The organism is Stutzerimonas stutzeri, from assembly GCF_000952685.1.
Taxonomy (GTDB): Bacteria; Pseudomonadota; Gammaproteobacteria; order Pseudomonadales; family Pseudomonadaceae; genus Stutzerimonas; species Stutzerimonas stutzeri_E.
Genome location: NZ_JYHV01000037.1, coordinates 1 through 17,598, shown reverse-complemented (window position 1 = coordinate 17,598; position 17,598 = coordinate 1). Strand labels below are relative to the sequence as shown.

General features: G+C 63.0%; 18 protein-coding genes and 1 riboswitch. Of the genes, 5 read left to right on the top strand and 13 right to left on the bottom strand.

What is annotated here, in order from left to right; genetic code table 11:
- Nucleotides 1-6: 6 nt before the first annotated feature.
- The 6 genes from UF78_RS18745 to UF78_RS18715 all read right to left on the bottom strand — a co-directional run bounded on the left by UF78_RS18745 (nt 7) and on the right by UF78_RS18715 (nt 6,992).
- Complete coding sequence (locus tag UF78_RS18745) at nt 7-1,872, bottom strand: TonB-dependent receptor domain-containing protein (protein ID WP_045163740.1); 1,866 nt, start codon at nt 1,870-1,872, stop codon at nt 7-9.
- Between the two features lie 93 nt (nt 1,873-1,965).
- Nucleotides 1,966-2,181, bottom strand: a riboswitch (cobalamin riboswitch).
- Nucleotides 2,182-2,407: 226 nt separating this feature from the next.
- Nucleotides 2,408-4,312: a 1-deoxy-D-xylulose-5-phosphate synthase gene (gene dxs / locus UF78_RS18735; protein ID WP_045163738.1), complete on the bottom strand. Its 1,905-nt coding sequence runs from the start codon at nt 4,310-4,312 to the stop codon at nt 2,408-2,410.
- 123 nt (nt 4,313-4,435) lie between these two features.
- The gene (locus UF78_RS18730; RefSeq protein ID WP_045163737.1) at nt 4,436-5,323 is read right to left on the bottom strand and encodes a polyprenyl synthetase family protein; all 888 of its coding nucleotides are present in this window, start codon (nt 5,321-5,323) and stop codon (nt 4,436-4,438) included.
- On the bottom strand, nt 5,320-5,562 hold the full coding sequence (locus UF78_RS18725; protein WP_021206714.1) for an exodeoxyribonuclease VII small subunit: 243 nt from the start codon (nt 5,560-5,562) through the stop codon (nt 5,320-5,322). The genes UF78_RS18730 and UF78_RS18725 overlap by 4 nt, the downstream gene beginning before the upstream one ends.
- Nucleotides 5,563-5,654: 92 nt before the next feature.
- Nucleotides 5,655-6,425: a sulfite exporter TauE/SafE family protein gene (locus UF78_RS18720; protein ID WP_045163736.1), complete on the bottom strand. Its 771-nt coding sequence runs from the start codon at nt 6,423-6,425 to the stop codon at nt 5,655-5,657.
- A gap of 141 nt (nt 6,426-6,566) precedes the next feature.
- Nucleotides 6,567-6,992 (bottom strand): Cd(II)/Pb(II)-responsive transcriptional regulator, encoded by a 426-nt coding sequence (locus tag UF78_RS18715; protein WP_045163735.1) that lies wholly within the window; start codon nt 6,990-6,992, stop codon nt 6,567-6,569.
- A gap of 82 nt (nt 6,993-7,074) precedes the next feature.
- Between UF78_RS18715 and UF78_RS18710 the strand changes: the two genes are divergently transcribed.
- Nucleotides 7,075-7,704, top strand: coding sequence for a cation transporter (locus UF78_RS18710; protein ID WP_045163734.1), 630 nt, complete (start codon nt 7,075-7,077; stop codon nt 7,702-7,704).
- A gap of 6 nt (nt 7,705-7,710) precedes the next feature.
- Here the strand turns inward: UF78_RS18710 and UF78_RS18705 are convergent, their stop codons facing one another.
- From UF78_RS18705 to UF78_RS18695, 3 genes are all read right to left on the bottom strand, one after another.
- A complete protein-coding gene (locus UF78_RS18705) occupies nt 7,711-8,709 on the bottom strand; it encodes an SDR family oxidoreductase (RefSeq protein WP_045163733.1) in 999 nt (332 codons plus the stop codon).
- A 33-nt stretch (nt 8,710-8,742) separates the two neighbouring features.
- Nucleotides 8,743-10,203: a vitamin K epoxide reductase family protein gene (locus UF78_RS18700; RefSeq protein WP_230623698.1), complete on the bottom strand. Its 1,461-nt coding sequence runs from the start codon at nt 10,201-10,203 to the stop codon at nt 8,743-8,745.
- Nucleotides 10,204-10,424: 221 nt separating this feature from the next.
- The gene (locus UF78_RS18695; RefSeq protein ID WP_052679344.1) at nt 10,425-10,946 is read right to left on the bottom strand and encodes an ATP-dependent zinc protease; all 522 of its coding nucleotides are present in this window, start codon (nt 10,944-10,946) and stop codon (nt 10,425-10,427) included.
- A 283-nt stretch (nt 10,947-11,229) separates the two neighbouring features.
- Between UF78_RS18695 and UF78_RS18690 the strand changes: the two genes are divergently transcribed.
- Nucleotides 11,230-12,117, top strand: coding sequence for a manganese catalase family protein (locus tag UF78_RS18690; protein ID WP_045163732.1), 888 nt, complete (start codon nt 11,230-11,232; stop codon nt 12,115-12,117).
- A gap of 290 nt (nt 12,118-12,407) precedes the next feature.
- Complete coding sequence (locus UF78_RS18685; protein ID WP_045163731.1) at nt 12,408-12,926, top strand: carboxymuconolactone decarboxylase family protein; 519 nt, start codon at nt 12,408-12,410, stop codon at nt 12,924-12,926.
- Nucleotides 12,927-13,145: 219 nt separating this feature from the next.
- On the opposite strand, the gene ppa is transcribed toward UF78_RS18685, so the two are convergent.
- The 3 genes from ppa to sigJ form a co-directional block, all read right to left on the bottom strand.
- Nucleotides 13,146-13,673 (bottom strand): inorganic diphosphatase, encoded by a 528-nt coding sequence (gene ppa, locus UF78_RS18680; RefSeq protein WP_045163730.1) that lies wholly within the window; start codon nt 13,671-13,673, stop codon nt 13,146-13,148.
- Nucleotides 13,674-13,813: 140 nt separating this feature from the next.
- A complete protein-coding gene (locus UF78_RS18675; RefSeq protein WP_045163729.1) occupies nt 13,814-14,626 on the bottom strand; it encodes a zinc-dependent peptidase in 813 nt (270 codons plus the stop codon).
- 60 nt (nt 14,627-14,686) lie between these two features.
- Nucleotides 14,687-15,577 (bottom strand): RNA polymerase sigma factor SigJ, encoded by an 891-nt coding sequence (sigJ, locus tag UF78_RS18670; RefSeq protein ID WP_052679343.1) that lies wholly within the window; start codon nt 15,575-15,577, stop codon nt 14,687-14,689.
- A 150-nt stretch (nt 15,578-15,727) separates the two neighbouring features.
- Between sigJ and UF78_RS18665 the strand changes: the two genes are divergently transcribed.
- Nucleotides 15,728-16,249, top strand: coding sequence for a carboxymuconolactone decarboxylase family protein (locus UF78_RS18665; protein ID WP_045163727.1), 522 nt, complete (start codon nt 15,728-15,730; stop codon nt 16,247-16,249).
- Between the two features lie 18 nt (nt 16,250-16,267).
- Nucleotides 16,268-16,690: a RidA family protein gene (locus UF78_RS18660; RefSeq protein ID WP_045163726.1), complete on the top strand. Its 423-nt coding sequence runs from the start codon at nt 16,268-16,270 to the stop codon at nt 16,688-16,690.
- Nucleotides 16,691-16,790: 100 nt separating this feature from the next.
- Here the strand turns inward: UF78_RS18660 and eutC are convergent.
- A partial coding sequence (eutC, locus tag UF78_RS18655) for an ethanolamine ammonia-lyase subunit EutC (RefSeq protein ID WP_230623697.1) occupies nt 16,791-17,598 on the bottom strand: 808 nt, incomplete at its 5' end.

Genomic DNA, 17,598 nt, shown 5'->3' with positions numbered 1-17,598 from the left:
TTCAATTTATAGGGTTGGCGTCCAGGTTACGGCGAACAGAGCAGTGCGGCCTTCGGTGTTGTATCCGTATCGGCCGTTGCCGGTGCTATAGGTCGTCTCGGCATAATCCTTGTCGAATAGGTTGTTCAACTTTACGTCCAGCCTGATGTCTTGGCTGGCAGCCCAACTGCCACGTAACCCGACTAAGCCGTATCCGCCCATCTCGATGTCATTATCGGAATCATCGTAGCGACCGCTAAGGGCTCGCCAACTGGCGCCTACAGAGAGCTCTCCCAGTTGGCGGTCCACGTCTAGGCTCAGCGTGCGCTTTGCGCGGCGGGCGAGGGTGTGGCCGCTATCTCGGTCGCGCGGGTCGATAAGGCCCGCCGCTACGCTGGTCTGCCAGCCGAACAGGTCCTGCCGGATCGTGGCCTCCAGGCCGTTCACCCGCGCGGTCTGGACATTCTGAGGGATCCAGTTGGCGTCCGATACGATGGCATCCTCGATATTTGTGCGGTAAAGCGCCAATTCCAATGAGCCGCTGTCGCTGTAGCGGTTGCGCCATTGAAGCTCGTAGCTCTTAGATCTTTCGGGCGTAAGGTCCGGATTTCCGAACCAAGAGTCGTACAGTTCGTTGAATGTCGGGGCGCGGAAGCCCTCGCTGTAGGAAACGACCACGTCATTGCGGGTATTCAGCGGTACGGTAACCGCCGCGTTCCAAGTGTTCACGCTGCCGTACTGCTCGTTCTTGTCGTGGCGCAGGCCAACCTCTGTAGAGAACGCGTTGCCTGTATAACGGTGCTGGATGAACGCTGCCTGGTTCCAACGTGAATCCTGGGCAAAGCCGCTCGAGCTGTGCAGTTGGTCCTCATGCCAATCGGCACCGAACAACAGCTGATGAGCTGGGTCGAGCTGAAGCGTGTTTACCCAGCTGGCCGAGTCACGATAAGTCGAATAGCTGTGGAACACATAGGCAGGAGCCAGTGGGGTGTCGTTTCCGGTGTCTCGCTTATCCTCGCTATGTCCGACTTCGAAACGGCTATTCCAGACCTCATTAAGTTCGGCATTAACGAACCCGGAGATGCTGCTTAGCTGGAAATCCACGGTCGGCTGAAAGCCGTCGAACGTGTCGTCAAACTCAAGTTCGCCTCGCTGGTCCAGCGCGTTGACACCCGCCTCAAGCCGATCACTAAAGCGGTGCGCAAGGTTCAGGCTGAGCGAGCGATTGCGGTAGGCGTCGTCATCGCCATTGGCGCGGAAGCTATCGCGCGTCGCGTCGATACCTTGGGTCTCATCCAGCGCGGCTCCCAAGTTGAAGCGAGTCTGGCCATTGCCCCCGGAAAGACGCAGGCTGCGTTCGAAGGTGCTGTTGCTTCCCGCCCCAAAGCGGACCTCAGGCGCAAGCCCCTGACCGCTGCCTTGGCGAGTGAAGATCTGTACCACTCCGCCGATGGCATCCGATCCATACAGCGCAGACCGCGGACCGCGCACGACCTCGATCCGTTCGATCTGATCGGGGCTTAGAAATTCGAGGCTGCTGGTGCCGCTGGAGGCTGCGGCGATACGCTGGCCATCTACCAGAACCAGAGTCTGGGTGCTGGCGGTACCGCGCACGAACAGGCTGGTAAGGCTTCCCGCTCCGCCGGTACGGGCAACGCTCACGCCCGGCACACGCTCCAGCAGTTCCGCAACGCTACGCACTTGCAACCGTTCTATGTCGTCTCGGTTGAATACAGTGGTGGCGGCCGGGGTCTGGTTGCGACGCTGCGGTTCGCGATTCGCGGAAACTACTGTATCGGCGAGTTTCAACGCATCGTCACGGGTCAGGTCGGCAGCAAGCACTTGGGCATTGGGCAGCAGCGCCACAGCCAAGGCAAGACGGGTCAGTTTCATCAGAATCAATCCTCAAAAGATCAGCGCTTTTGAGGAGGGCAGGAACAAGCGCAAGGATAGACAGCCGCGCTTGACGGTGCTGCCCTCCGCAACACCAGTCGAATCCGCCAGGCCGGTCTCCGGGCTTTCGACACGCACCCGGCTCGCCTTCCCATGCGATGCACAGTGGCGGTTGAGCGGGCGGTGATCCAGCGGATCACGGTCGATTACCGTTGCGGGGGCAGCGCCGGCCTTGCACATGTGAGCGCACCGGCTTCCCGTTTAATGCGGACCTTGCGGTCACGCACACCTGGGCGGATTGGAAATCGCGGGAACCATAAGGGCTGTCCCCGAGAAATACAAGCAAAGCACTCGTAGCCGAGCGCGTCCTGTGCAACGAGAAGGCGGCTGCCGTGGTTCGATCAGGTATTTGCAGGGGCTGGGCAGGCGCGACGGCGAGTTCGTGCGCACCTCGCCATATTGCCGAGACGTCCTCTACGCCGCAGATGGCCTCAGGCGGCGTCTGATGACGAACTCAGCGCCGCTTCAAGCAGCCTCAGAGCTGGGCCAGTCGCGCGCGGATAGCCGCTTCGATGCCGACGGCATCGAGGCCGCATTCCTTGAGCATCTCGGCGGGCTTGGCGTGCTCGACGTAGTAATCGGGCAGGCCCATATGGAGGATCGGCTTCTGCAGGTTTTCGGCGGCGAGGAATTCGCCGACGGCACTGCCAGCCCCGCCCATGATGCAATTCTCCTCAACGGTCACCAGCAGGTCGTGGCTGTCGGCCATCTGCCGTACCAGTGCTGCGTCCAGTGGTTTGACGAAACGCATGTCGACGACGCTGGCGTCGAGCGCTTCCGCAACCTGCAGCGCTTCAGTCAGCTGTACACCGAAGACCAGCAAGGCGACCCGGCGACCTTCGCCGTTGCCACCTTGGCGACGCACCACACCCTTGCCGATTTCCAGCGGCTCGAGTCCGGGCTCGATCGCTGCATTCGGGCCCGTGCCGCGCGGGTAACGTACCGCCGCGGGACCTTCGAAATGATAGCCGGTGGTAAGCATGCGGCGCATCTCGTTCTCGTCGCTGGGGGTCATTACCAACATGCCGGGGATGCAGCGCAGATAGGACAGATCGAAACTGCCCGCATGGGTCGGACCGTCTTCGCCGACCAGGCCGGCGCGGTCGATGGCGAACAGTACGTCGAGGTTTTGTACCGCAACGTCATGGATCAGTTGGTCGTAGGCGCGCTGGAGGAAGGTCGAGTAAATCGCCACCACCGGCTTGGCACCCTCGCAGGCCATGCCGGCGGCTAGGGTGACCGCGTGCTGCTCGGCGATGGCGACGTCAAAGTACCGATCCGGGTAGCGTTCACTGAACTCGATCAGATCGGAGCCTTCCTTCATCGCCGGGGTGATCCCGGTCAGACGCGGATCGGCGGCGGCCATGTCGCACAGCCATTGGCCGAAGACGTTGGAATACTTCGGGCCGCTGGGCTTCTTCGGGGCTGAAGGTGCGCCGACCGGTTCCAGTTTGCTGATCGCATGCCAGGTGATGGGGTCGACTTCCGCCGGGGCGAAGCCTTTGCCTTTCTTGGTCACCACATGCAGGAATTGGGGGCCGGCCAGGTCGCGCATATTGCGCAGGGTCGCGATCAAGGTCGGCAGGTCGTGGCCGTCAATGGGGCCGATGTAATTCCAGCCCAGCTCTTCGAACAGCGTCCCGGGAACCAGCATGCCCTTAGCGTATTCCTCGGTGCGGCGGGCGATTTCCCAGGCGCCCGGCAGGCGCGAGAGGACCTTCTTGCTGCCCTCGCGCATGCTCGAGTAGGTACGGCTGGAGAGGATCTTGGCCAGGTAGTTGGACAGGCCGCCGACGTTGCGCGAAATCGACATGTCGTTGTCGTTGAGCACCACCAGCATGTCGGCGCCGACTTCCGGCGCGTGGTTCAACGCTTCGAACGCCATGCCCGCGGTGAGTGCGCCGTCGCCGATTACCGCGATGGACTTGCGCTTCTTGCCCTGCAGGCGCGCGGCGATGGCCATGCCCAGGGCGGCGCTGATGGAGGTGCTGGAATGGCCGACGCCGAAGGTGTCGTATTCGCTCTCGCTACGGCGTGGGAAGGCGGCGAGGCCATCCTTTTGGCGCAGGCTGGCCATGCGCTCGCGGCGCCCGGTGAGAATCTTGTGCGGGTAGGCCTGATGGCCGACGTCCCACACCAGACGGTCGTCCGGCGTGTCGTAGACGTAGTGCAGCGCGATGGTCAGCTCGATTACACCGAGCCCGGCACCGAAGTGTCCGCCGGTCCGGCCCACGCTGTACAGCAGCTCCTGCCGCAGTTCGTTGGCGAGTTCTTCGAGTTCCGCTTCGCCCAGGCGGCGCAGCTGCTCGGGAGTGGCCGCGCGGTCAAGAACGGGCGTCGTAGGGCGAACCCGAGGAATCTCATGGAACGTCTTGGGCATCGGGCGAATCGTTTTGGCTGAAAAAAGAGCCGCAGTTTACCTGATGGTTACTACGAGAAGAATGATCCAGGCATCAACGGTCATCGCCGCTCGGGTAAGCAGCCTGGCCTGGCAGCTGCGGATTCAGCTTCGACGTTCGACAATGAAACGGGCCAACTGGCGCAAAGGCTCCGCGGCGGTGCCGAAGGCGACGACGGCCTCGAGCGCCATATCTCGCAGCTCCAACGCGTAGGCCTTGGCCTCATCCATCCCTAGCAGTGCCGGATAGGTGGGCTTGTCACGCGCGATATCGGCACCCTGATGCTTGCCGAGCGTGGCGGTGTCGCTTTCCACGTCGAGGATGTCGTCCTGCACCTGGAAGGCCAGGCCGATCGCCTGTGCATACCGTTGCAGAGCGGCCAGCCTTTCGGCATCTGCTCGCCCGCTGGCCAAGGCGCCGAGACGCACGCTGGCTTCGATCAGGGCGCCGGTCTTGTGCCGGTGCATCAGCTCCAACGCTTCGCGGTCGAGTTTGACGCCAACCGAGCCGAGGTCGATGGCCTGTCCGCCAACCATGCCGCCCGGGCCTGCGGCGCGCGCGAGATTGACGAGCATTTCCAGGCGAAGCGCCGGATCCGCAGGGTTGCGCGCTTCGGTGGCCAGTGCTTCGAAGGCCAGGCTTTGCAGGCCGTCGCCGGCGAGGATCGCGCAGGCTTCGTCGAAAGCCTTGTGCGTAGTCGGTTGGCCGCGACGCAGGTCATCATCGTCCATGGCCGGCAGGTCGTCGTGGACCAGCGAATAGGCATGGATCAGTTCGACGGCGCAGGCGGCGCCATCGGCTTGCGCGCTGTCCCCTTCGAGCGCCTCGCAGGCGGCATAGACCAGCAGCGGGCGCACGCGCTTACCGCCGTTCATGACGCTGTAGCGCATGGCCTGGTAGAGGCGTTCGAGTTCGTGGCGGGGCGGGGTGAAAAGCGTATCGAGGCAGCTGTCGACGCGCTTCTGGCAGCGTTGCTGATAGTCGCCGATCATGCGTCGGGATCCACCTCGAAGGGGGCTTCCTGCAGTTTGCCGTCACGCTCGAGCAGGATCTGTACCTTCTGCTCAGCTTGGCTTAGCGCCGCCTGGCAGTCACGGGTCAGGCCGATGCCTTGCTCGAAGCAGGTCAGCGAATCCTCCAGCGACAGCTCGCCGCTTTCCAGGCGCTCGACCAACTGCTGGAGCTCGGCGAGGGATTGTTCGAAATCGAGGGCGACTTTCTTGCGGGCCATGGCGGAACCTGTCTGTGCGGCTGCTCTGAAACGGGCGCGACACTAGCAGAGCTGGGCGGCATTAGCCATAAGCCGCCCGGGCTATGCGCCGCTCAACGCCAATATGTGGCCTGGAAATAATACAGTGTCATGGCACTGCCGACCCCAATGACGAAGGCGCGTAGCCAGGTGGCTGGCAGCTTCTTGCTCAGCGCACCGCCGGTATAGCCTCCAAGCGTGGTACCGATCAGCAGGATTGCCAGTTCGTAACCGCTCACCCGTCCAGCAATGATGAAGGTGGCCGTGGCGACGCTGTAGATGACCGCCGAGATAAGGTTCTTCAGCGCGTTGGCGCGAACCAATTGGTGGCCTTCGATGGAAAAGGCCGCCAGCTGCAGAATGCCCATGCCCGCGCCGAAATAGCCGCCGTAGATGGACACCAATCCATGTGCCGCCAATGATGCAGGCGCATGCGGCGGTATTGCACTGTCGTCCTTGCGGCGTGCCGCCAGCCAGCGGCTCAGCCAGGGACTAGCGGCGAAGAGGGCGGTAGCGGCGAGCAATAACCAAGGGATCAGCAGGCTGAACACGTCATCGCCGCTGGCGAGCAGCAACAGACCACCGAGTAAGCCGCCGATCAGTCCCGCCAGCAGCAGCGGGATCAGGTAACGACCCAGCGGTCGTAATGCCGAGCGTGCCGCCCAGGCACCGGCGAGACTGGCCGGCCACAGCGCCACGGCATTGGTCGCATTGGCTGTTACCGGCGGCAAGCCGGTGGCCAGTAGCGCCGGGAACGAGAAGAAGGTGCCGCCGCCGGCGAGGGCGTTCATTCCGCCGGCGGCGAAACCGGCGGCAATCAGCAGCAACAGGTCGAACAAGGGCATCGGGCGAGCTCGCGACAAAAGGGCGCAGGTTATCTCTGCCGCTTCGCCTCGCCAAGCGGATCCACGCAGGACCCACGACGGAGGGGACCCATGCGATATCGCGCCGGCGGCAAGGGCGAGTGATCGACGGCAGAGAGGGTTCTAGCGGTCGGACGGGTGTTGGCCTTCATCCATCCGGGCGCTGGCCAGCTCGTTGAGGATCCCGCAGTCGCCCGCCGGTTGATTACCGCTGCAGCAGCTGCGCAATTGCTGCAACTGGCGCTCCAGTCCGCGAAGGCTATCCAGACGCGCACGGACACGTTCGAGTTGTTCGTCGATCAGCAGGTTGATGTCGCCGCAGTCAGCCTCGGGGTGGTCGGAGAATGCAAGCAGTCGCCGAATTTCGGCGAGGCCGATGTCCAGCGCTCGGCAATGGCGAATGAACACCAGCTGCGTCAGCTGTTTTGTCGTGTAGGCGCGATAGCCGTTGGCGCCCCGTTTCGGAGCGGGCATCACTCCGATTTTTTCGTAATAGCGGATCGTCTCGACATCCACCCCCGCGGCTGCGCTCAATTGGCCTATACGCATGATCGCTCCCGTATTCAGACTTGACCCTGGAGCTGCTCCAGGGTGTGCAATAGGTTTCGAATATAAACGAGGAGGGCAAACCATGTCGTCGAAATGCTGTGATTCCGGCTGCGGCACGAGCCCGGCGGTGAGCCCCGGTTTCCGCAAAGCACTATGGATAGCGCTGGCAATCAATCTGGCGATGTTCGTCGTGGAGATCGTCAGCGGTCTACGGGCGGGCTCGGTCTCGCTGCTGGCCGACGCCATCGACTTCGCCGGCGACGCCGCCAACTACGGCATCACCCTGGTGGTGTTGTCGATGGGGCTCGTCTGGCGCTCGCGTGCAGCCATGGTCAAAGGCCTGTCGATGCTGGCATTCGGTGTGTTCGTGTTGGGTCGCGCTGGCTGGTCCGCCTACGCCGACGTGGTGCCGGAACCGCTGACCATGGGCGTCATCGGCGCGCTGGCGCTGGTTGCAAACGTTGTTGTGGCGCTAATGCTCTATGCGTTTCGCGAGGGCGATTCGAACATGCGCTCGGTCTGGCTGTGCAGCCGCAATGATGCGCTGGGCAACATCGCGGTGATGATCGCCGCGGCAGGCGTTTTCGGTACGGGTTCGGGTTGGCCCGACCTCATCGTGGCGCTGATCATGGCTGGGTTGGCACTGTCGGCGGGCTTCTCGGTGGTACGCCAGGCGCGGCAGGAACTGGGCACGCCGCAGCATCAGGGCTGAAATGGGTCAACCGGCGATGGCCGCCACGACCGCGATGACGATCATGCCCGTCACCGCCAGTCCGGCCGCGGCCAGCTTGCCGACCGTCTCGGAACTCAGGCCCAGCGCTTTGTGTTTGGCCTGAGCGCCGAAGCGGCCTTCGGTGCGGTGCAAGCCTTCCACCGGCTGGAATAGATTGTCCGGCTGCTCGTCGCTGGCCGGTTCGTCGGTCATCTGTCCGCTCCAGGCTTGCTTGGCCATCATCCGGTCGAGCAGGCCGGGCATGAACATGTTACCGATGATCGCCTGGAACGAGGCGCGGCCGAGCCATAGCTCGCGCGGCGCATCGGTTGCCGCGCGGACGATCGCGCGTGCGGCGACCTCTGGCGTATGGATCGGCGGGACCGGCTGTGGCCGCTTCTGCATCTTGTTGCGCGACCAGTCGAACTGCGGTGTGTTGTGTGCCGGCAACTGAACCATGGTCAACCGCACCCGGCTGTTGGTATGGATCAGTTCGCAACGCAGCGAATCGGTGAAACCGCGAATCGCGAATTTAGCGGCGCAATAGGCCGACTGCAATGGAATCGCCCGGTAGGACAATGCCGAGCCCACCTGAACGATGGTGCCGCGGTTGCGCGACTCCATGTAGCGCAGCGCCGCCAGCGTGCCGTGGACGAAGCCCAGGTAGGTCACCTCGGTCACACGCTTGAATTCCGCCGCGCTGATCTTGTTCACCGGGCCGAACACCGTCGCCATCGCCGCGTTGACCCAGATCTCGATCGGACCCAGCTCTTTTTCGATCCGCTCGGCCGCACGATCGATCGCTTCTGCGTCAGCCACATCCGCGGCGATCGCCAGAACCTTTGCGCCGGACGCTTCCAGCTCGCTGCGGGTATCGGCCAAGCCCTGCTCGCCGCGTGCGATCACGGCGACTCGGTAACCCGCCTGGGCCAGCGCGTGCGCCGTTGCCCGCCCCACACCGGCGGTGCCGCCACAAATCACGGCGGTCTGTTCGCGGTCGGTCATCTCCGGACTCCTTTTCTAAGAGGCTGGCTGGCACTATCGCAACAGTGCGTTCCAGCCGGCATAGCGATGATTGATCGGGCCACGCGGCAGGCTCAGGCCGATCACCAGCGCGCCGGCGATCAGGCTGCCCAGGGTGGCGGCGAACCCGGCGCCGTCGAGCAAGGCGGGGGAGGCCAGTAGCCAGGCACCGATCGGCAGGTTGAGAAAGCGCAGCGGCCGCGCCACCTCGGCGAACGCCAGCACCGAGACGGTGATCAGCAGCGAGCCCATCAGGTGGTCGCTGTTGGCCATCGCCCCTTCGGTGCCGAAGATCAGGCGAGTGCACATCAGCCAGACACCGAGGACACAGAGCAGCGCCAGGCCCCATGGCAGATTCACGCCGCGGAGCCCCTTGAGCATCATGGCTGAAAGGGCGCCCTCGAATTCTGGTGTATTGTCTTCACGCGCGCCCTCCATGGCGTCGCCTTGGAAGAAGGTCTTCCAGAAAGGCTTGCCGCGGCGCCGCGCGTCTTTGAGGAACTGCCCCATGGCAACCAGTTCGTCCAGCGCGTAGGGCATCATCACCAACATGGCCAGCGCCTGGATCAGGCACAGGGTGCACCATGTATTGATGAAAATCGGCTGGGCAATGATGAAGAAGATGCTCACCGCGCCAAGCGGCACCACCACAATGCCGAATGCCGCGACCATCCAGGGCATGGTGCGCCAGCGACGAGCGTCGCCCATCACCGCCATCAGCAGCTCGATCATGTAGGCCATGACGCCGACTCCCGCGTCGGAGACAGGCCAGGCGCGGGACATGTCGGAGGTTATGATGGTTTCCGTGCCGTTGGGCTGAGTGCCAAAAAAGGGATCCCAGGCATTCGCCGTATGGCCGAGTTGGTAGGCCGCCAGATAGCGCGCCAACAGAATGCCGATGACCGCGAGGATCGCGATGGGCAACCGCTGCAGCCAGGTCGAGGGATTGTAATCCCAGCCCGGCGGGACCGCGGCCTTCTGCATCATTCCGGACATGCTCATTCCGGGCATCATCGGCACTAGCGTCGAGAAGGCAATCACCAGTCCTCCGACCAACAGGGCATTGCCGTAGCTGGCTGGCGACGGGGTCCAGAACAGCAGCGGCGCGAACATCAACCAGAGGCCCATTGCCGTGTTGGCCCATTGCGCCCAGGCGATTCGCTTGAGCGAAAGGACCGAGAACAGAATGATCAGGACGCCGCTGATCACATCATTCCAAGTCATCAACAGCGCGCGGGTCGCTACCTCGGGCACGTCGCGCTCGGCGGCCAGGCGGGCGAGATCCAGATCCGTGCTGGCAATGTTCGAATAGCCGAAGATGAAGGGCGCGCTGAGGATCCAGAAGCCCAGCAGGGCGTTAGCGAAGTGGCACCACAGCGTGGCGAGGCGGCGGCGCTCCATCATTTGCATGTGGTCTTCCATGCCCATGTCCGAAGGCATGGCCGATTGCCGCAAATATTCGCCTTGATGCTCCATGTACCTCTCCTCTTGTCGAAGCGATGGCTGCATGTCGCGTTCGGGCCGGCGCGGGTATTCACGGCCGGCTGTCGATCAACCGCTGGTCAGTGGACCGGAGGAGGCGGGGAGGAGTTGCAGAAAAATAAATGCTGACCGAGCTGTTAAACGGGCCATGCCACGGAGGTTGTCCTGCAGCTCCGTCGGCAGGCGCTACGTACGAAATCTTCGCGCCGCGGCTTTTATGCCGAGCAGTCCGGCTCGACAGTGAAAGTCTTGGACGAATCCACCAACCCGATGTCTTCCAGCGCGCGGCGGCCGATGAGTACCGGATAATTCATTTTGTCGCGATCGTTCAGCGAGAACTGTTCTTCGTAGGTCCGATTGCCCAGGCACACTTTCATCAGCACCACAGGCCGCTTTTCGGCGCCGCCAGCCCCGCGCACCTTGATGTCCCGTACCACCTCGCGCTCTATGCGTTTCTCGATTTTCTTGTCGGTATCGACGTCTTCAAGCTCAAGGGTGAAACGCACCCAGTCATCGCCGTCCTTTTTGAATCGATCGATGTTCTCGGCGTGCATCGAGGAGGTCAGCGCACCGCTGTCCAGCTTGAATTTCACGGCAATTTCTTCCGGAAGGATCAGACCTTTCTCGATCCAACCGAGCACCTGAGGTGAATCTGCCAGAGCCTGTGCGGTACAAGCGGATAGCAACCCGGCCAATGCGAGCGCTTTGGCCTGTCTGGGACGTTTCCAGCGGAGCATTTTTCACCTCGAAGTCAGTGGGGCAACGGAAACGATAGAGTCGATGGCCCTGGATACGTTCAACAAACAGGCAAGCACACCTTTGCGGGCGGACAGCATCGGCGGCGCATCGCTCCATTGACTCGCTGCATAGCCTTCATTGGAAAAAACAATCGGACGGCTGTCGCAGCTTGTACTCCACCCATAAGGTCGCCTGCGATCGCTGTTGCATTCGAATCGCGGTGATCCATTAACGGAGCGAAGGAGGCAGTCACTAGGAAAGTCCAAAATTAAGAGGTGAACCATGTTCGTCCACAACAAACGACTTCAGTACACCGTGCGAGTGGCCGGCCCGAATCCCGGGCTAGCCAACCTGATGCTTGAGCAGTTCGGCGGGCCGCAAGGCGAGCTCGCTGCCGCCATGCGCTATTTCACCCAAGGCGTATCCGAGGACGACCCAGGTCGCAAGGACATGCTGATGGATATCGCCACCGAGGAGTTGAGCCACCTCGAAGTGATCGGCTCCATCGTCGGCATGCTCAACAAGGGCGCCAAAGGTGAGCTCGCCGAAGGCGTCGAGAAAGAGGCGGATCTGTATCGCTCACTGACGGGCGGCGGCAACGATTCGCACATCACCTCGTTGCTGTACGGCGGCGGGCCGGCGCTGACCAACTCCGGTGGCATACCCTGGACGGCGGCTTACATCGATACCATCGGCGAGCCGACGGCGGACCTGCGCTCCAACATCGCGGCCGAGGCGCGAGCCAAGATCGTTTACGAGCGTTTGATCAACGTGACCGACGATCCTGGGATCAAGGATGCGCTGAAGTTCCTCATGACCCGGGAAATCGCGCACCAGAAATCGTTCGAGAAGGCGCTACACGCCATTCAACCCAACTTCCCTCAGGGCAAGCTGCCGGGCGAGCCACAATTTGCCAACGTCTACTACAACCTGTCTCAAGGCGAAGGCGACCTGCGCGGGCCTTGGAATCAGGGGCCGGAGTGGGAGTTCGTCGAGAGCCCGCAGCCGGCGGTGGACGGTGGTGATGGCAAGCCTTCGGTCGATCTGAGCAAGGCTCAGCAGAAGGTGGTGCAACAGATGGCGGTACGGACCCAGTCCGATGTTTCCGTCGACCCCATGACCGGAGCTGACCTGGGCTCGGGCCAAGCGGTAACGAAAGGCAAGGCCTGACGGCGCGGGCGGCCGGTGCGGCTGATATCAATCGCACCGGCTGCTTTTTCGCTGTCGTGTCTTGGGGGCATTGAGGCCGTGCTTCGACTTCTTTCGTCCCGCCGAGGCGGGCTCGGGCCTCGGGTCGGTTCTCGACCATGACGAAGAAATGTTCTAGATCGATGCATAGCCTTAGTCTGATTGGACGATCTGCAGCATTGTTTCGACGATGAGCAGCCGAAGCGGCAGCGCGTCGGTACATCCTGTCTCCACGGTCTGACACAGACCGATCACTAACCAAGGAGACAGCCATGACTCGCATTAACGCACTGACTATCGAACAAACCGCCGAATCCGTACGTCCCGCACTGGAGGGCATCGGCAAAGCACTGGGCTTCGTTCCCAACGCATTTCTCACCCTGGCCCACGCACCGGCTGCCTTGGGTGGTTACTTGGCGTTGTCGCAAGCGCTCGGGCGCGGCAGCTTGACCGCCCGGGAGCGTGAAACCGTCGCGCTGGCTACCTCGCAGGTGAACAGCTGCGATTACTGCCTCGCCGCGCACAGCCTGTTCGCCAGCAAGGCCGGGCTCGACGACAATGCCATCGGCCAGGCGCGAGAGGGTCGGCTCGATGCCGTGGCAGTCCTGGCCCGCGAGATCACCGAAAGCCGGGGCCTGGTGAGCGACGAACAGCTCGCCGCCGCCCGAGCAGCCGGGTTGGATGATCGCCGTATCGTCGAGGTCGTCGCCCATGTCAGCCTGCTGACGCTGACCAACTACCTCAACAACCTGGCCGACACCGAAGTGGACTTTCCGGCCGTCGCATCCTGAGTGGCTGCAGGCTTTGTGCCGCAGCCAGCTGGGTTTGCCGAACCTCGGCAGGCCCAGCTTCGGTGACGCTCGGTGTGCCGGGGTTGAATCGCCACGCTCGATCATGCTTCTTCGAGCGATTGAGTGGGGCCCTGTTAGCCTACGCCGCAGACGTCTGAAACGGCGCTCCGAAAATGAAAAAAGCCGGCTTGTGGCCGGCTTTCCGTTAGCGGTATTGGCTTATTTTTGGTAAGCCGCCACAGCCTTGGTGATTGCTGCACGGGCGGCGTCGGCGCCTTCCCAGCCTTCGACCTTGACCCACTTGCCCTTCTCCAGATCCTTATAGTTCTCGAAGAAGTGCTTGATCTGCTCGATCAGTAGTGGCGGCAGGTCGGTGTATTCCTTCACGTCCACGTACAGCTGGCTCAGCTTGTCGTGCGGGACGGCGATCAGCTTGGCGTCGCCGCCGGCTTCGTCGGTCATGTTCAGCACGCCTACCGGACGGCAGCGGATGACCGAGCCTGGGGCAACCGGGTAGGGGGTCACGACCAGTACGTCGAGCGGGTCGCCGTCATCGGCGAGGGTGTGCGGGATGAAGCCGTAGTTCGCCGGGTAGAACATCGGCGTAGCCATGAAGCGGTCAACGAACAGGCAGTCGGTGTCGTGATCGATTTCGTATTTGATCGGCGCGTGGTTGGCCGGGATTTCGATGGCGACGTAGATGTCGTTTGGCAGGTCTTTGCCGGCCGGGACTTTGCTGTAGCTCATGAACATTGCTCCGTGGTCGGCCGAGGCGGCCTGGGGCGAAAAAAGTGGGCGCGATTATAGGCGCACTGTCGGGCGTTTTGCCATGCCGGTCGAGGTGGACCTTTGCAAGCACGGTGATGCGCGCATTCGACGATGCCAAGTCAATGAGGTTCCGCATACGCCGGGTGCCCATGCTGAAGCTTCTGCAGGCGCGTCAGTGGATCCTGGCGGTAGAACGCGGCGAGCTGTTGGTAGACCTCGGGAAAGGTCTCGTGCAGCACGTCTGGTGCGCTGAAGAAATACTCACTGGTGACGGCAAAAAACTCGGCCGGGTTCTCCGCGGCGTACGGATCGATTGCCGTGTGGGCATGAGGATCGGCGTCCAGCGTGGCGTTGAGCGAGTCGTAGGCGCTTTGCATCACTGCTGCCCAAGTGTCGATGCGCATGTTGCGGTGCAGCGGGGGGAGGCCATTGGCGTCGCCGTTGAGCATGTCGAGCTTGTGCGTCAGTTCGTGGATCACCAGGTTGTAGCCTTCCCAGCCGCCGCTTTGCTGCACGCCCGGCGAGGCCAGGATCACCGGACCCTGCAGCCAGGCTTCACCGCTGTGCTCGCCGTCCCACTCGTGCACGACACCGGCCGAATCGCGGTGTTTTTGTGGGCTGTGGAAGTCGTCGGGGTAGATGACGATTTCATGGAAGCCCTGATACCAGTCCAGATCGGCCAAATGCAGCAAAGGCAGCTCCGCTTGTGCGGCCAGGCGCAGGCGATCAACCAGCTGCAGTTCGACCCCGGGCAGCGCGGTCAGGCGCTTGGCATGCAGAAACAGCAGGCTGCGCTCACGCAGGCGCTCGGTTTCCTCGGCGCTGAGACCATCGAGAATCGGCAGGCTGTCGAGCACGCTTTGCCAGAGCGCCGGTTCGATGGCGAGACGGGCGAGGATGCGCTTGCGGCGCCAGTCGCGAAAAGACCACATGAGCAGGTTCCAGCCGGGAGGGCACAAACCTTAAGCCTGGCGAGGGCTGGCGGCAAGCCATCAAGCGGGAAGCTGCTGCGCTGGCTCGCGCGCCAGCTGCCCGAGCTTGTTGGGGTTGACCACGGAATAGATAGTCACGACCTGCTGGCCGTCGCTGACCAGCGTCATGGCGGCCTGGATCCGCTCGCCGCTGCGGATCACCACACCGGGTTCGCCATTGATGGTTTCGACGCTGGCACGCCACTGCCCGGCGGCGCGGCGCGCAATGCCGATGGCCAGACGATGCGCTGCCCGTATGCCGTGCACGACCTTCGAGGCCGCCGCGGCCTGACCGCCGCCGTCCGCCAACCAGCTGACCTCGTCGGCCAGCAGATTGACGAAAGCATCACCGCCCGGCGCCAGCAAGGCCTCGGCGAAACGCTCGACCAATTGCCGGTGTGCCTGCGGGTCCACGACGAAGCGCGGCTGGGCCTCACGTATCCGTTTGCGCGCACGGCTGACGATCTGCCGGCTGGCGGCCGCTTGTTTGCCCAGCACTTCTGCGATCTCGTCATAGCTGCAATCGAACACTTCGCGCAACAGCAGCGCCGCGCGCTCTTCGGGTGCCAGCCGCTCCAGCGCCACCATGAAGGCCATGGACAGGTCGGCTCGCAGATCGATGGCCTGCTCGGCTCGGTTGCCGGTAAACCCCAGCAGCGGTTCCGGCAGCCACGGACCGTAATAGTCCTCCTGACGAGCACGGCGCTGGCGCAACTGATCGATGCCCAGCCGCGTCACCACCGTGACCAGCCAGGCTTCGGCATCGCGAATCGTTGTGCAGTCGGCCTCGCTCCACTTGAACCAGGCGTCCTGCAGCAGGTCCTCGGCGTCCACGCGGCTGCCCAGTAGCCGATAGGCGAGACCGAAGAGCTTCGGCCGCAGCCCCTGATAGAAATCGATCTTGTCGTTCACGTTCGCTCCGCAGGCATTCCTCTCCAGCATGGACGAATGAGCCCGGTCGATTGTGACAGCGCCTCCGCTGGAGGCTGGGCTGTCACACATCGACAAAGGCATGCGTCCTGGCAGTGTCATTTTCGACACTGCCTATGGAGCGATCTTGCCATGACCCCACGACTGGATTTTCTGAAACATGTCGATGCGTTGCCGATGCAGGCACTGACTGCCGTCAGCGCCTATGTGCATGAGAGCGACATCGATCCGCAGCTGCGCATGCTCATCGATCTGCGCGCCTCGCAGCTCAACGGCTGCGCCTATTGTCTCGACATGCACACCAAGGACCTGCTGGCGATGGATACGCCGCTGCCACGCATCTACCTGCTGCCCGCCTGGCGCGAGACGGCTGTCTACAACCCTGCCGAGCGAGCGGCTCTGGCCTGGACCGAGGCTGTGACCGAACTGCCTGATGGCGCCTCGCTGGATCGCTGCTACCGCGACCTGGCCGAGCACTATTCGCCACGCGCCATTACCCAGCTGACCTTTGCCATCATTGCGATCAACGGCTGGAACCGCCTCAATGTAGCCTTCGGTCGCGAGCCCGACGACTATCGCACCGGCGATCTGCAGCCTCGCTTCACTCAGGCGTTGCAACGCTTCGAGGATCTACGGCCGGCGCCACGTACCTGAACCTGTATGGAGACGAACATGAGCGAACCCCGAAATACCCTGACGTTGCTCAATCCGCCCGGCCTGTACGACCCGGCACCGAATGGCTACTCGCATGTCGGCATCGTGCCGGCTGGCACGCGGTTGGCCTTCATCGCTGGCCAGGGCGGCGAAACCGCGGACGGTCGGCTGCCGAGCGATTTCCAGCAGCAGGTGCGGCAAGCCATGGACAATCTTTCGATCGCCATCGAGGCCGCCGGAGGGCGACCATCGCAGGTGGTCAAGCTGACGGTACTGATCGTCGATCACAACGAGCAGCGCCTGGGCATCCTCGGCGAGGAGTTGGCGCGGCTGTTTGGCGAGCAGCTGAAACCGACCTGTACGCTGATTCCGGTGCCGCGGCTGGCACTGGACGGGATGCTGTTCGAAATCGATGCGGTGGTGGCGTTGACGGAAACCTGATCGTTGACTTGGGGGCGACACTGGTCCGACGCTGTTGTGGGTGAGGCAGCTTTGCCGCCTCGCCCCACGTGCAGCCGCAGCTTCGGCGAATGCGTTTGGCTTAACCGAGCAGGAAGTTGCCCGCTTTCGGCGTGCCGTCATCCAAGCTGAGCACGTCCGCTTCGTCCTTGAGCGTCACGCCCGAGAGCTGGCGGCGGCAGGCTTCGCGCATCAGATGGATCAGCCTGTGGGCGGCGAGGTTGTAGCTCAGGCCTTCCAGGCGGATGTTGGAAATGCAGTTGCGGTCGGCATCGGTGCGGCCGACTTTCGGCGCGAAAGTGAAGTACAGGCCGAGGCTGTCCGGCGAGCTCAGGCCGGGGCGTTCGCCCACGAGCATCACCACCATTTTCGCCTTGAGCCGCTCGCCGACTTCGTCACCGAGCGCGACGCGGCCTTGTTGTACCAGGCAGATCGGCGCGAGGCTCCAGCCGTCCTTTTCGATCTGCTCCTCGATGCGCTGGAGCAAGGGCAGGGCGTGACGCTGCACGGCCAGCGCCGACAGGCCATCGGCGATGACGATGGCCAGGTCGTAGCCCGTCGCGTGTTGCTGCGCGTGATCGTTCACCCGCTCGGTCGAGTCGTCACTCAATCGCCGCCCCAGATCTGGCCGCTGCAGATAGGTGTCGCGGTCCGGTGCGGCGCTGTGCAGCTGTAGGACGCGATGGCCGCGCCGTTCCAGCTGCGTCGCCAGCTCTTCGGTGTCCAGGGCGAGGTGCACGGCGTCCCGCGCCTGGGCATGGGCGAACTGGAAATCCAGCTGGGCGTCGGTGGGCAGACTGACGCCCGCACGCCCCAGGGCGATCCGCGCGGGCGTGAGCTGACGCAGGTGAGCCCAGGGATTGGTGATGGCGGTGGGCGTTGGCGATTGC